At 62.0% G+C, this 12,679-nt stretch carries 10 protein-coding genes and 7 pseudogenes; 13 read left to right on the plus strand and 4 right to left on the minus strand.

Annotated elements, in window-relative coordinates; all coding sequences use genetic code 11:
• The first annotated feature begins 83 nt into the window (after nt 1–83).
• Complete coding sequence (locus EVJ50_RS05640; RefSeq protein WP_225323105.1) at nt 84–923, plus strand: IS3 family transposase; 840 nt, start codon at nt 84–86, stop codon at nt 921–923.
• 241 nt (nt 924–1,164) lie between these two features.
• On the opposite strand, the pseudogene EVJ50_RS15345 reads toward EVJ50_RS05640, so the two are convergent.
• Nucleotides 1,165–1,428 (minus strand): annotated as a pseudogene (locus tag EVJ50_RS15345) (transposase); the annotation flags it as partial.
• A gap of 63 nt (nt 1,429–1,491) precedes the next feature.
• Between EVJ50_RS15345 and EVJ50_RS14960 the strand changes: the two are divergent.
• The 6 genes and pseudogenes from EVJ50_RS14960 (at nt 1,492) to EVJ50_RS05675 (ending at nt 5,569) form a co-directional block, all read left to right on the plus strand.
• A complete protein-coding gene (locus EVJ50_RS14960) occupies nt 1,492–1,770 on the plus strand; it encodes a transposase (RefSeq protein ID WP_191964731.1) in 279 nt (92 codons plus the stop codon).
• A 77-nt stretch (nt 1,771–1,847) separates the two neighbouring features.
• Nucleotides 1,848–2,057: pseudogene (locus EVJ50_RS14965) on the plus strand (IS3 family transposase); the annotation flags it as partial.
• 243 nt (nt 2,058–2,300) lie between these two features.
• Nucleotides 2,301–3,223: pseudogene (locus tag EVJ50_RS05660) on the plus strand (transposase); the annotation flags it as partial.
• 64 nt (nt 3,224–3,287) lie between these two features.
• Nucleotides 3,288–4,398: pseudogene (locus tag EVJ50_RS05665) on the plus strand (IS3 family transposase).
• Between the two features lie 50 nt (nt 4,399–4,448).
• Nucleotides 4,449–5,072: pseudogene (locus tag EVJ50_RS05670) on the plus strand (transposase); the annotation flags it as partial.
• Nucleotides 5,073–5,125: 53 nt separating this feature from the next.
• A complete protein-coding gene (locus tag EVJ50_RS05675; protein ID WP_191964880.1) occupies nt 5,126–5,569 on the plus strand; it encodes an integrase core domain-containing protein in 444 nt (147 codons plus the stop codon).
• A gap of 54 nt (nt 5,570–5,623) precedes the next feature.
• Here EVJ50_RS05675 and EVJ50_RS05680 read toward each other — a convergent pair.
• Nucleotides 5,624–6,276, minus strand: a pseudogene (locus EVJ50_RS05680) (IS5 family transposase); the annotation flags it as partial.
• Between the two features lie 323 nt (nt 6,277–6,599).
• On the minus strand, nt 6,600–7,415 hold the full coding sequence (locus EVJ50_RS05685) for a sulfotransferase family 2 domain-containing protein (RefSeq protein WP_150882833.1): 816 nt from the start codon (nt 7,413–7,415) through the stop codon (nt 6,600–6,602).
• A gap of 190 nt (nt 7,416–7,605) precedes the next feature.
• Here EVJ50_RS05685 and EVJ50_RS14970 point away from each other — a divergent pair, with 190 nt between their 5' ends.
• The 5 genes and pseudogenes from EVJ50_RS14970 to EVJ50_RS05705 all read left to right on the plus strand — a co-directional run bounded on the left by EVJ50_RS14970 (nt 7,606) and on the right by EVJ50_RS05705 (nt 10,485).
• Nucleotides 7,606–7,893 (plus strand): transposase, encoded by a 288-nt coding sequence (locus EVJ50_RS14970; protein ID WP_225322874.1) that lies wholly within the window; start codon nt 7,606–7,608, stop codon nt 7,891–7,893.
• 69 nt (nt 7,894–7,962) lie between these two features.
• Nucleotides 7,963–8,775, plus strand: coding sequence for an IS3 family transposase (locus EVJ50_RS05690; RefSeq protein WP_370455632.1), 813 nt, complete (start codon nt 7,963–7,965; stop codon nt 8,773–8,775).
• A gap of 12 nt (nt 8,776–8,787) precedes the next feature.
• Nucleotides 8,788–8,937: pseudogene (locus tag EVJ50_RS05695) on the plus strand (transposase); the annotation flags it as partial.
• Between the two features lie 101 nt (nt 8,938–9,038).
• Nucleotides 9,039–9,605 (plus strand): hypothetical protein, encoded by a 567-nt coding sequence (locus EVJ50_RS05700; protein ID WP_150882835.1) that lies wholly within the window; start codon nt 9,039–9,041, stop codon nt 9,603–9,605.
• A complete protein-coding gene (locus tag EVJ50_RS05705; protein ID WP_150882837.1) occupies nt 9,574–10,485 on the plus strand; it encodes a transposase family protein in 912 nt (303 codons plus the stop codon). Before EVJ50_RS05700 ends, EVJ50_RS05705 begins: the two co-directional genes overlap by 32 nt.
• 129 nt (nt 10,486–10,614) lie before the next feature.
• Here EVJ50_RS05705 and EVJ50_RS05710 read toward each other — a convergent pair whose 3' ends face one another.
• Nucleotides 10,615–11,424: an IS3 family transposase gene (locus EVJ50_RS05710; RefSeq protein ID WP_191964881.1), complete on the minus strand. Its 810-nt coding sequence runs from the start codon at nt 11,422–11,424 to the stop codon at nt 10,615–10,617.
• A gap of 107 nt (nt 11,425–11,531) precedes the next feature.
• On the opposite strand from EVJ50_RS05710, the gene EVJ50_RS05715 reads away from it, so the two are divergent.
• Nucleotides 11,532–12,643, plus strand: a protein-coding gene (locus tag EVJ50_RS05715) for an IS3 family transposase (RefSeq protein WP_370455564.1) whose coding sequence is annotated in 2 segments (ribosomal slippage) — nt 11,532–11,793 and nt 11,793–12,643 — 1,113 coding nt in all. Because the reading frame shifts where the segments join, the coding sequence is not laid out codon by codon here.
• The last annotated feature ends 36 nt before the right edge of the window (nt 12,644–12,679 follow it).

Consider the following 12,679-nt stretch of genomic DNA (forward strand, 5'->3'; position numbering starts at 1 on the left):
GAGACGGAGCGATCCCGCTGACCTCAGCCCATGCTGGCAGCCGTGGCAAGGATTGCTGTGCCGAACTTTGAATCAGCCCTGGGGTGGCCCGCAGTGGCTACTACGCCTGGCGGAAGCGTCAGGAGGCGCCGGGAAAGCGGGCGGCCGAGAACACTCGGCTCACCGCTGAGATCGAGGCGGTGTTTCAGGAGCACCGGGGCTTCTACGGCTCCCCTCGGATCCACCAGGAGCTGCGAGCGTCAGGCCGGCAGGTCGGACGCCACCGTGTCGCCCGGCTCATGCAACGGGCTGAGCTCAGGGCCAGGACCCGCAAGCCGTTCCGGCCCTGCTCCAGGGCCAGCAGTGGAACCGCGGGTGTGGTCGAGAACCAGCTCCAGCAGGACTTCCAGCCACCCGCTCCGAACCGCTGTTGGGCAGGCGACATCACCTACATCCGCACGTCGGCCGGCTGGCGGTACCTGGCGGTGTGGATCGATCTGTTCAGCCGCCGTGTCGTCGGCTGGACGCTGGATCAGCGGATGGATACCGCCCTGGTGATCGAGGCCCTCAGCCGGGCTCTCGGTCACCGGAATGTGGAGCCGGAACAGCTGCTGCTGCACACGGATCAGGGCAGTCAGTACCGGGCGACTGACTACCGCGATCTGCTCAGGGATCAGAAGATCGCCTGCAGCATGTCCGCAAAGGGCTGCTGTTGGGACAACGCGGTGGTGGAGAGCTTCTTCTCCACCCTCAAGTTGGAGCTCGACCTCGATGACAATCGAGACACCTTGATCTCACCCCAGCAGCTGCAGCGGGATCTGGCCTTCTGGATCGAGGGTTACTACAACCGCGAACGCCGCCACTCAACGATCGGTTACCTCAGCCCGATCGATCACGAGCAGCAGTTCATTGCTGCCCGTACACTCACCCCTGTGAACCCCTGAGACCTGTCCACGAAATCGGGGGAACCCCATGGAGAAGGCGAACGGGGAGTGGGCCCTGATGGCGACCACTCACAACATCCTCAAACTGTTTCGGGCCTCGCTGGCCATGGCCTGAGGGCGGCTTGTTCCTGACGGCAATGCTGGGATTTGATCCCCCTCGATCCCAGACCAGGGGCTCATTCAGGATGAGTTGGCCTGAGCTCAACGCGCGACAGACTCCTAGCACATTGATCTTGTAGCGATTCTTGGCCAGGCCGCGCAGCCGGGTTTTCTGGAATCCGAACTGCTGTTTGATGACTCGGAATGGGTGCTCGACCTTGGCGCGGACGTGTGCCTTTGCAGCCTCAATCAGATCTTGCAGCCTTCCTTCTGGTGTGTCTGGCAGAGCGCGGCGCTTCCCGGGTCGCATCTCAACTCTGAAATCCGCTTTCGTGCCTTTCATCTCGGGCCTCTTGGCGATGCCCTGGTAGCCAGCGTCGCCGTAGACGACCTCCTGACGTGGACCCTGGAAATCGGTCCAGGGTGAATGAGAGTCCTCAACCGGCCAGACTGGGCCGGGGACTTCACCATGAAACGAATCCGCCACACACCCGAGCAGATCATCCGCAAGCTCAAGACCGCAGAGCAGCTGATCGCCCAGGGCAAGACCGTCAACGAGGTCTGCCGCGTGATCGAGGTGACACAGCCGACCTACCACCGCTGGCGGCAGCAGTTTGGAGGGATGCAGGCCGAGGAGGCCAAGCGCCTGACCCAGCTGGAGAAGGAGAACGCCCGACTCAAGAAGCTGCTGGCCGAGGCCGAGCTGGAGAAGGCAATGCTGAAAGACCTTGCCGAGGGAAACTTCTGAGCCCGGAACGCAGGCGCAGGGCGGTCCTCGTCCTGCAGCAGCGTTACCGGGCATCTGAGCGGTTCGCCTGCCGGCTGGTGGGTCAGCACCGCAGCACCCAACGCCATGGCGGGACGGTCCCTGGGGCCGAGGAGGCCAAGCTCAGGCGCCGGCTGAGGGAGATCGCCGCTGAGCACATCCGCTGGGGCCGGCGGATGGCCCACCGCGTGCTGCGGCGGGAGGGCTGGGCTGTGAATCACAAGTGGGTGCAACGGATCTGGCGGGAGGAAGGTCTGCAGCGGCCCACTCCCCGAAAGCAGAAACGGGCACGGCCCGCGGACGGGTCGGTGCGCCGCCATCAGGCCGAGTATCCCCATCAGGTGTGGGCGATGGACTTTCAGTTCGATGCCACGGTCGATGGCCGGCGGCTCAAGTTGGGCCTCCTGAGAAAGGCCAGACCAACTGCGCTGCAACGAGTCCGAGGAGCTTGTCGCAGTAAAATGCTGGCAATTCGGCGCATTCCGGCCGAAAAGCTGCCCAGAGTTTTCCACATGTACCGACGTGAGCATCGTCATCAGCTCTCGTTTGAGGATTTCTTCCTGCCATTCGGCGGCAAGAGCTCTCTGGAGATAATCGCTGGATCAAGCTCGCTGAGCTGATTCCCTGGGATGAGCTTGAGGACGACTATGCCGCCCAGTTCTGCAAGGGCTTTGGAGCACCCGCCAAGCCCTTCCGCATGGCGCTTGGAGCTCTGATCATCAAGGCGCGCATGGGACTCACCGATGAAGAGCTGGTCGAGCAAGTCAAGGAGAATCCTTATCTCCAGTTTTTCCTTGGTCTGGAGGCCTATCAGTACTCTGCTCCATTCGATCCATCGATGCTGGTCCATTTCCGCAAGCGATTACCGGAGTCGGTGGTGAACGACTGCAACGAGCGGATCGTGCGACATGGATTGAATGTCATCCAAGCTGCGGCTTCCAGTGATGACGAGGATCCTGGCCGTGGTGGCGGATCTACCAGCGGTGGTCAACGGCTGACCCAGCCAGACACGCCATCTCAGAATCAGGGCACGCTTCTGATTGACGCCACATGCGTCCCAGCTGACATCCGTTACCCAACCGATCTGTCTCTGCTCAATGAAGCCAGGGAAGTCACCGAGCGGCTGATCGATGCGATGCATCCGCAGGTCAGGTATTGCTTTGGCGGCAAGCCACGCACGCATCGCAGGAAGGCCAGACAGCAGTTCCTTGCGGTAGCCCGGAAGAAGCGGCCCCGCATCAGCAGGATTCGCAAGGCCATTGGGCAGCAACTGAGCCACCTGGACCGCAATCTGGCCAGCATTGATGCCCTGACCGCCTGCGGCGGCTGCCTTCTTGCTGCAGGCCGGCACTGGTACCGCAAGCTGCTGGTGGTCAGTGAGCTGGTCCGGCAGCAGAGGATTCTCCATCACTCCGGCAGCCGGAGTGACGTGGACCCCGGAAACCGGTCCAGGGTGAATGAGAGTCCTCAACCGGCCAGACTGGGCCGGGGACTTCACCATGAAACGAATCCGTCACACTCCAGAGCAGATCATCCGCAAGCTCAAGACTGCAGAGCAGCTGATCGCCCAGGGCAAGACCGTCAACGAGGTCTGCCGAGTGATCGAGGTGACGCAGCCGACCTACCACCGCTGGCGGCAGCAGTTCGGGGGATGCAGGCCGAGGAGGCCAAACGGCTGACCCAGTTGGAGAAGGAGAACGCCCGACTCAAGAAGCTGCTGGCGGAAGCCGAGCTGGAGAAGGCGATGCTCAAAGATCTTGCCGAGGGAAGCTTCTGAGCCCGGAACGCCGGCGCAGGGCGGTGGTCGTCCTGCAGCAGCGTTACCGGGCATCGGAGCGGTTCACCTGCCGGGTTGTGGGTCAGAACCGCAGCACCCAACGCCATGGCGGCAGGGCCCCTGGGGTCGAGGAGACCAAGCTGCGGCACCGGCTGAGGGAGATCGCCGCTGAGCACATCCGCTGGGGCCGGCGGATGGCCCACCGCGTGCTGCGGCGCGAGGGCTGGAGCGTGAATCACAAACGGGTGCAACGGATCTGGCGGGAGGAGGGTCTGCAGCGGCCCACCCCCAGAAAGCAGAAGCGGGCACGGCCAGCGGACGGCTCAGTGCGTCGCCATCAGGCCGAGCATCCCCACCAGGTGTGGGCCATGGACTTCCAGTTCGATGCCACGGCCGATGGCCGGCGGCTCAAGTTTCTGAACGTGATCGATGAGCACAGCCGCCTCTGCCTGGCCATCCGGGTGGGCAGGCGCTGCAAGGCCAGGGACGTGGTGGCCGTGCTGGAGGAACTCACCAGCCTCTACCCGGCACCGGCGTTCATCCGGTGCGACAACGGCCCTGAATTCATCGCCCACGCCTTACGGCGTTGGTGCAGGACCAGCGGCACGACAACGGCCACGATCGAGCCAGGTTCCCCGTGGCAGAACGGCTTTGCCGAGTCGTTCAACGGGAGATTCAGGGATGAGTTCCTCAACACCGAGCTGTTCACCACGGCTCCTGAGGCTCAGATCCTGGCCGACCGCTGGCGCTGGGAGTACAACTCACTCAGGCCGCATTCGGCCCTCCAGGGGCGTACGCCCCTGGAGGCAGCTCAACAAGGAGCTGCTGCATGACCATGACCAACCACTCTCATAAGGCCTGGACCGATGAAGGGGGTCACGTCAGGAGCATCCCCGATCGGATCGTCAGCCTGGTTCAATCTCACATCAGGCCAATCGTTCGAGGCAAAGCCAGGAGCAATGTGGAATTCGGAGCGAAGATCTCAATCTCGGTGACTGGCACTGGATTTGCGTTCCTGGATCGGCTCAGTTATTCCCCCTATAACGAAGGAGAAGACCTCAAGAGCCAAGCCAGAGCCTACCGACGCCGGCATGGTTCTTATCCAGAAGCGATCTGTGCCGATCAGATCTATCGAACCAGGGCGAATCGCTCCTTCTGCCGGCGCCATGGCATTCGCCTGAGTGGTCCCCGCCTCGGCCGGCCCAAGACTGATCCTGATCTGGTGGCAGCAGAGAGGCAGCAATTTGCCGCAGATCAGCGGCGGCGCAACGCTGTGGAAGGCAAATTCGGCCAGGGCAAACGCCGCTTTGGCCTCGCCCTGATCCGGGAGAAACTGGCAGCGACGCAGGGTTCAGCGATTGCGATCAATGTGCTGGCGATGAACCTGGAGAAGCTGCTGGAGCTTCTTTTTGTCCTTGTCGCCTTTTGGCTGCAGATTCTCCTGGGCACAGAGGTCGCTGATGAGCGTGAATCTACGGCCTGTGGCTACCACCTGATTCCTGCCTGATGAACAGTCGTGCAGGAGGACTAGCGACCGGCTATCGTACTTCTGCTGCGGGCGTGGATTTCTCAGGAGGCCCCAAGTTCCTGAACGTGATCGATGAGCACAGCCGCCTCTGCCTGGCCATCCGGGTGGGCAGGCGCTGCAAGGCCAGGGACGTGGTGGCCGTGCTGGAGGAGCTCACCAGCCTCTACCCGGCGCCGGCGTTCATCCGGTGCGACAACGGCCCCGAATTCATCGCCCACGCGCTGCGGCGCTGGTGCCAGGGCAGCGGAACCACCACCGCGACCATCGAACCGGGATCTCCGTGGCAGAACGGCTTTGCCGAGTCGTTCAACGGACGGTTCAGGGATGAATTCCTCAACACTGAGCTATTCACCACAGCCCCAGAGGCTCAGATCCTGGCCGATCGTTGGCGCTGGGAGTACAACTCACTCAGGCCGCATTCGGCTCTCCAGGGGCGTACGCCCCTGGAGGCAGTTCAACAGGGAGCTGCCGCATGACCATGACCACCCACTCTCATAAGGATTGGACCGATAAAGGGGGTCACGTCACTCCTCGTCGCCATGCAGCAGCTTGGCAGCTGGGTTGAGGTCGTGGACATTGGCGGCCGTGACCACCACCGAATGGATCAGGCCAGAATCCTTGTCCACGCCTGCGTGGGCCTTCATCCCGAAATACCACTGGTTGCCCTTCCTGGTCTGATGCATCTCCGGATCCCGCTTGCCAACTCTGTTCTTGGTGGAGCTGGTCGCGGCGATCAAGGTGGCATCGACGATCGTGCCCTGCCGCATCGTCATCCCCCGCGCGCTGAGGTGGGCCTTGACGGCCTCAAGGATCTGCTCGCCCAACGCGTGCTTCTCCAGCAGGTGGCGGAAGGTCAGGATCGTGGTCTCATCCGGGATCCGGTCACTAATCAGCTCAATGCCGGCAAAGCGGCGCATCGTGGGCACTTGATCAGAGCCTCTTCCATGGCCGGATCACTGAGCGAATACCACTGCTGCAACAGGTGGATCCTCAGCATGGTGGCCAGTGGATACGGAGGCCGGCCCCCCTTCTTGATCGTCTTAGGGTGGTGGGGTTCGATCAGGGCGATCAGCGCCTCCCAGGGCACGACGGCCTCTATCTCCGAGAGGAACTTCTCGCGTTTGGTCTGCCTCTTGGCTGTGGTCAGCTCATGATCCGAGAAGCCGAGCTGCTTGCTGCCCATCAGTGCAGACCTGGTCTGTAATCACGAGACCATTCTCGCTTGGACCGTGCTGGTTTCCCAGGATCTCCCTAATGTTCTCGGCGCGCTGAGGAACCTATTCTTGGCCCAGCGAAACCCGTTGGCAATGACATAGCCATGACGCCATCGGCGTGTCTCAGAAGACCGACGAGCAAGTTCGGGAGAAAGCAATAGAGCTGGGTAATCACTTTAACGGCCATTGAGCCCAGCGGATTAGGGCGTCGAGGTCGAGTTGGATTGGTTTGTTGAATCAACAACCGCTCAGCCTGCCGTTGCCAAGCAAGAGATTTCCTTGGCTTGTTGTCTCAGGCATAGTTAAAGGCGAGATAATCCTCTGCAAAGATCTCTCTAAGGTGACCCAACGAGTGTTCTGAGAGTGATTCTATGCATGCTTTTCCGGGGGAGCTTTTGTTTTCGTGGGGAATTGCTAGTGTTTTCCCTGTATAATCTGAGATCACATTCTTGCAAGATGCCAGCTCCTCAAGCTTGATGATTCTAAGCTGTTCAGGCAGGTTGCTTCCGAGGGCAAGCTGGCTATACTGGGTCTTCATCGCTCTTTCCCTTTTCAAAGCATCCTGTTTAAAAAACTCATTGAGATCTCCAGTTGCTTTGATGTATGCCTCGCCTGCGGGCCACTGTAAAGGCCAGAATAGATGCTTGGAATTATCGTAATCTTGTGATAATTCAGGAAGCGTCAGCCCTGTATTTATTGAGTATTTATCAATGATACCGCTAATAAAACGAAAGAGTGACAAGGCTCGCTCGAGCGGATGTCTAACTATCGATAAATATCGATAATTGTGAAAGTTCGGATTTTCGCAGGTGGCGAGTACTTCAGAGAGAGAGCTGTGTTTGTGCAGTTTGAATTTCTTGAGATAGTATTTATCTAGTTCTTCGCCGATTGGAGTGCTCCCCAGCAGTAGATCGTTCCATTTAAGTGTAGGCTCGACTGCAATTTCAAGGCTGGAGCCTCCAGTCTTGTGGAGATGGATAAAAATATATTCCCTAGAGTTGCAGATAATCATGATTGCAGTACTTACCTGTTGCAGGGCGTTTGGTTTATTCGCTAATCGTAGCATCTGGCTGTGACTGCCTAAGAGTTCGCTGAAAACCCCCTTCACCTCTGCGAAAATCAGGAAACTGCCCAGCTGAGATGCGAAGTCAGTAGCAGCGCAGCGGTTCTCAGTTCTCCTACGTCTCGATCGCCTCAATCCAACCTGATGTGATCTGTGAGGTGGTCTGGTTTTTCTGGACAGGTCCCATCGTTAACCTCTGAGGCGGGGCACCGCCCCTGAGAAGGGGCTCCCACCAATGAGCAAGCGCCGAACCCACAGCCCTGAGTTCAAGGCAAAGGTCGCCATGGAGGCGATCAGCGGCCGCAAAACGATCCAGGAGATCGCCGCCGACCACGCGATTCACCCGATCCAGGTGAGCCAGTGGAAGAAGCAGCTCCTGGATGGAGCGAGCGACCTGTTTACCAGGGGCAAGAAGAGCAAGGACAAGGAGGACGGTCAGGCCAGGGAGGCGGAGCTGTTCCAGCAGATCGGCCGCCTTCAGATGGAGCTGGAGTGGCTCAAAAAAAAGTCTCAGCTCCTGTGAGGCCATGAACTCCGCAGCCTGGTCGATCACGACCACAGCCAGCTCAGCATCAGCCGGCAGTGTGCCCTCCTGGGTCTCCCACGATCCACGCTCTACTACCGACCAACACCGGTGCGGCAGTCGACGCTACGGATCATGGCCAGGATTGATGCCCTCTACCTGGAGGATCCCTGCAGCGGCAGCCGACGGATCGTGGCCTACCTGGCCAGGGAAGGGATCCCGATCAGCCGTGACCGCGTGCGAAACCTCATGCGCCGCATGGGTTTACGGGCGATCTACCAGAGACCTCGAACCACGATTCCAGGCGAGCCATCGGAGCGATTCCCCTGCCTGGTGGACATCGATGAGATCCACACCGTGGACCAGGTCTGGGCTACCGATATCACCTACATCCCACTGCAGAAGGGCTTTCTCTATCTGGTGGCGATCATGGATCTCCACTCAAGGCATGTCCTCAGCTGGAGGCTCTCCAACAGCCTTGACACGGAGTTCTGCCTGGATGCCTTGGAGATGGCCCTCTCCGATGGGCGAAAGCCAGAGATCTTCCATTCCGATCAGGGCTGCCAGTTCACCTCTGCTGAGTTCGTCGCCAGGCTGCAGAAGGAGGGAATCAGGATCAGCTGGTCCGGCAGGAAGCGCTGCTACGACAACATCCTGGTCGAGCGACTCTGGAGGACGCTCAAGTATGAGGAGGTCTACCTGCATGCTTACAGCGATGGCTGGGAAGCAGAAGTCAGCCTGGCCCGCTTCCTGTGGAGGTACGGCCATGTGAGACCCCACAGTGCCCTGGGAGGCAGAACTCCCAATCAGGTCTACAATGAGACCGAACCCAGTTCCTCCCGTCCGGGGTTAACGATGTCAGGCGCCAACACTGTCCAATAAAAGGCACCCACCTCACTGTACGCATCAGAAGGCCGGCCATCGGTTCCGCCGGACCAGTTGCTTCTGGTGTCACTGCTGCAGGCGTTCTACGGCATCCGCTCGGAGTGGCTGTTGTTGGAGCAGCTCGACTACAACCTGTTGTTCCGCAGGTTTGTGGGCTTGAGCCCCTGTCCGGCGACAATCTGGTTGAGAGGCGCATTGCATCGTTGATCCAGTTACCGGTCTAGGGTTGTTGCATCAATGCCTGATTCGGCGTGGCGGCCATGCCGAGGGTTTCGGCGAGTGGGTGGCGTGAGGCTGGAGCGGCCGGCCCTGATCCGCAGCGCCGGCGCGCCGCTCTGGCGGCGGCCCGCAAGCGCTACGGGGACCTGAGCGCTGCGGGCAAGAAGACAGTTCTCGATGAGCTGGAGCTGCTCACCGGCTACCACCGCAAATCCTTGCTGCGTCTGCTCAACCGTCGTCCCTCCCCGCCGCCGGATGGAGCGCGGGCCATGGATGAGAACGCTGAGCCCAAATCCCATCCCCGCCGGGGCTATGGCCCGGAGGCTGCAGCGGCCCTGGTGCCCCTGTGGGAGGCGAGTGACCGGCTCTGCGGCAAGCGTCTGGCGGCCTTGCTGCCTCTGTTGGTGGAATCGCTGGAGCACCACGGCCACCTGTCCCTGGAGCCGGCTGTGCGCGAGCAGGTGCTCTCGATGAGCAGCGCCACGATCGATCGGTTGCTGGCACCGATTCGCAGAGCCAGTGGCGGCAACAACTGGAGGCGGCCAACCGCGGGCCTACAGCGCCGTCCGGCGGCGGGTGCCGGTGCGCACGTTCAAGGGCTGGGATGAGCATCACGAGCCTGGCTGGCTGGAGATCGATCTGGTGGCTCACTGCGGCGGGCGGATGCAGGGGCCGTTTCTCTGGACCCTGATGGCCACCGACATCGCCACGGGCTGGAGTGAAAGCGTGCCGATCCTGCTGCGCGATGGCGCCGTTGTGCTCACAGCCCTGCAGCTGATTCGCCGGCAGCTGCCGTTCCCGCTGCGGGGCATCGATGCCGACAACGACCCCGTGTTCATGAACAGCCTGATGGAGGCCTGGTGCGACCGGCCGGGGCACCAGATCGTGCTGACCCGCTCTCGGGCCTACCAGAGCAACGACCAGGCCTGGGTGGAGCAGAAGAACGGGATGCTGGTTCGCCGGGTGGTGGGCTACCAGCGGTTGGAAGGCCTGGACGCCGCCCAGGTGCTGGGAGAGCTGTATGGCGCGATGCGCCTGTTCACCAATCTGTTCCAGCCGTCGTTCAAGCTCAAACGCAGTGAACGCGATGGCGGCCGGATCAAGCGGCAGCACCACCCGCCCCGCACACCTCTGCAGCGGTTGATCAGGAGCGGCGCCCTGTCTGCTGAGCAGGCCGAGGCGCTGCAGCATCTGCAGCGCGGCACGGACCCGGTGGTGTTGCGGAGCACCATCCCCCGCTGTCAGGGGCAGCTGGCCGTGCTGGCCAGTGGCGACCACGGAACAGGAGAGCAGCCCGCACCCAGGCCCGGGATCTGGCAGCGGAGAACCGATCACTGGAGGTGTTCCTGGGCGGGCTGCAGGCCCTGTGGCACAGCAACCAGCCCAGGCGCCGCAAGCCACGGCCCCGCAACGGTCGACGCTCCAGGCCCGATCCGTTTGAGCCGGATGTGGCACGGATCGAGCAGTGGCTGGCAGCCGAGCCCTTGATCAGGGCCAGAACTCTTCTGGACCGGCTGATCCAACACAACCCAGAGCGCTACGGAGAGCGGCATCTGCGCACCCTGCTGACGTGACCCCCTTCATCGGTCCAGGCCTTATGAGAGTGGTTGGTCATGGTCATGCAGCAGCTCCTTGTTGAGCTGCCTCCAGGGGCGTACGCCCCTGGAGGGCCGAATGCGGCCTGAGGGAGTTGTACTCCCAGCGCCAGCGGTCGGCCAGGATCTGAGCTTCTGGGGCTGTGGTGAACAGCTCGGTGTTGAGGAACTCATCCCTGAATCTCCCGTTGAACGACTCGGCAAAGCCGTTCTGCCACGGGGAACCTGGCTCGATCGTGGCCGTTGTCGTGCCGCTGGTCCTGCACCAACGCCGTAAGGCGTGGGCGATGAATTCAGGGCCGTTGTCGCACCGGATGAACGCCGGTGCCGGGTAGAGGCTGGTGAGTTCCTCCAGCACGGCCACCACGTCCCTGGCCTTGCAACGCCTGCCCACCCGGATGGCCAGGCAGAGGCGGCTGTGCTCATCGATCACGTTCAGGAACTTGAGCCGCCGGCCATCGGCCGTGGCATCGAACTGGAAGTCCATGGCCCACACCTGGTGGGGATGCTCGGCCTGATGGCGACGCACTGAGCCGTCCGCTGGCCGTGCCCGCTTCTGCTTTCTGGGGGTGGGCCGCTGCAAACCCTCCTCCCGCCAGATCCGTTGCACCCGCTTGTGATTCACGCTCCAGCCCTCGCGCCGCAGCACGCGGTGGGCCATCCGCCGGCCCCAGCGGATGTGCTCAGCGGCGATCTCCCTCAGCCGGTGCCGCAGCTTGGTCTCCTCGACCCCAGGGGCCCTGCCGCCATGGCGTTGGGTGCTGCGGTTCTGACCCACAACCCGGCAGGTGAACCGCTCCGATGCCCGGTAACGCTGCTGCAGGACGACCACCGCCCTGCGCCGGCGTTCCGGGCTCAGAAGTTTTGACGTGGACCCCGAAAACCGGTCCAGGGTGAATGAGAGTCCTCAACCGGCCAGACAGGGCCGGGGACTTCACCATGAAACGAATCCGTCACACTCCAGAGCAGATCATCCGCAAGCTCAAAACCGCCGAGCAGCTGATCGCCCAGGGCAAGACCGTCACCGAGGTCTGCCGCGTGATCGAGGTGACGCAGCCGACCTATCACCGCTGGCGTCAGCAGTACGGCGGCATGCAGGCCGAGGAGGCCAAGCGGCTGACTCAGCTGGAGAAGGAGAACGCTCGGCTCAAAAAGCTGCTGGCAGAGGCGGAACTGGAAAAGGCGATGCTCAAAGATCTTGCCGAGGGAAACTTCTGAGCCCGGAACGCCGGCGCAGGGCGGTGGTCGTCCTGCAGCAGCGTTACCGGGCATCGGAGCGGTTCACCTGCCGGGTTGTGGGTCAGAACCGCAGCACCCAACGCCATGGCGGCAGGGCCCCTGGGGTCGAGGAGACCAAGCTGCGGCACCGGCTGAGGGAGATCGCCGCTGAGCACATCCGCTGGGGCCGGCGGATGGCCCACCGCGTGCTGCGGCGCGAGGGCTGGAGCGTGAATCACAAGCGGGTGCAACGGATCTGGCGGGAGGAGGGTTTGCAGCGGCCCACCCCCAGAAAGCAGAAGCGGGCACGGCCAGCGGACGGCTCAGTGCGGCGCCACAGGGCCGAGCATCCCCACCAGGTGTGGGCCATGGACTTCCAGTTCGATGCCACGGCCGATGGCCGGCGGCTCAAGTTTCTGAACGTGATCGATGAGCACAGCCGCCTCTGCCTGGCCATCCGGGTGGGCAGGCGCTGCAAGGCCAGGGACGTGGTGGCCGTGCTGGAGGAACTCACCAGCCTCTACCCGGCACCGGCGTTCATCCGGTGCGACAACGGCCCTGAATTCATCGCCCACGCCTTACGGCGTTGGTGCAGGACCAGCGGCACGACAACGGCCACGATCGAGCCAGGTTCCCCGTGGCAGAACGGCTTTGCCGAGTCGTTCAACGGGAGATTCAGGGATGAGTTCCTCAACACCGAGCTGTTCACCACAGCCCCAGAAGCTCAGATCCTGGCCGACCGCTGGCGCTGGGAGTACAACTCCCTCAGGCCGCATTCGGCCCTCCAGGGGCGTACGCCCCTGGAGGCAGCTCAACAAGGAGCTGCTGCATGACCATGACCAACCACTCTCATAAGGCCTGGACCGATG

It is taken from the genome of Synechococcus sp. RSCCF101, from assembly GCF_008807075.1.
GTDB lineage: Bacteria > Cyanobacteriota > Cyanobacteriia > PCC-6307 > Cyanobiaceae > RSCCF101.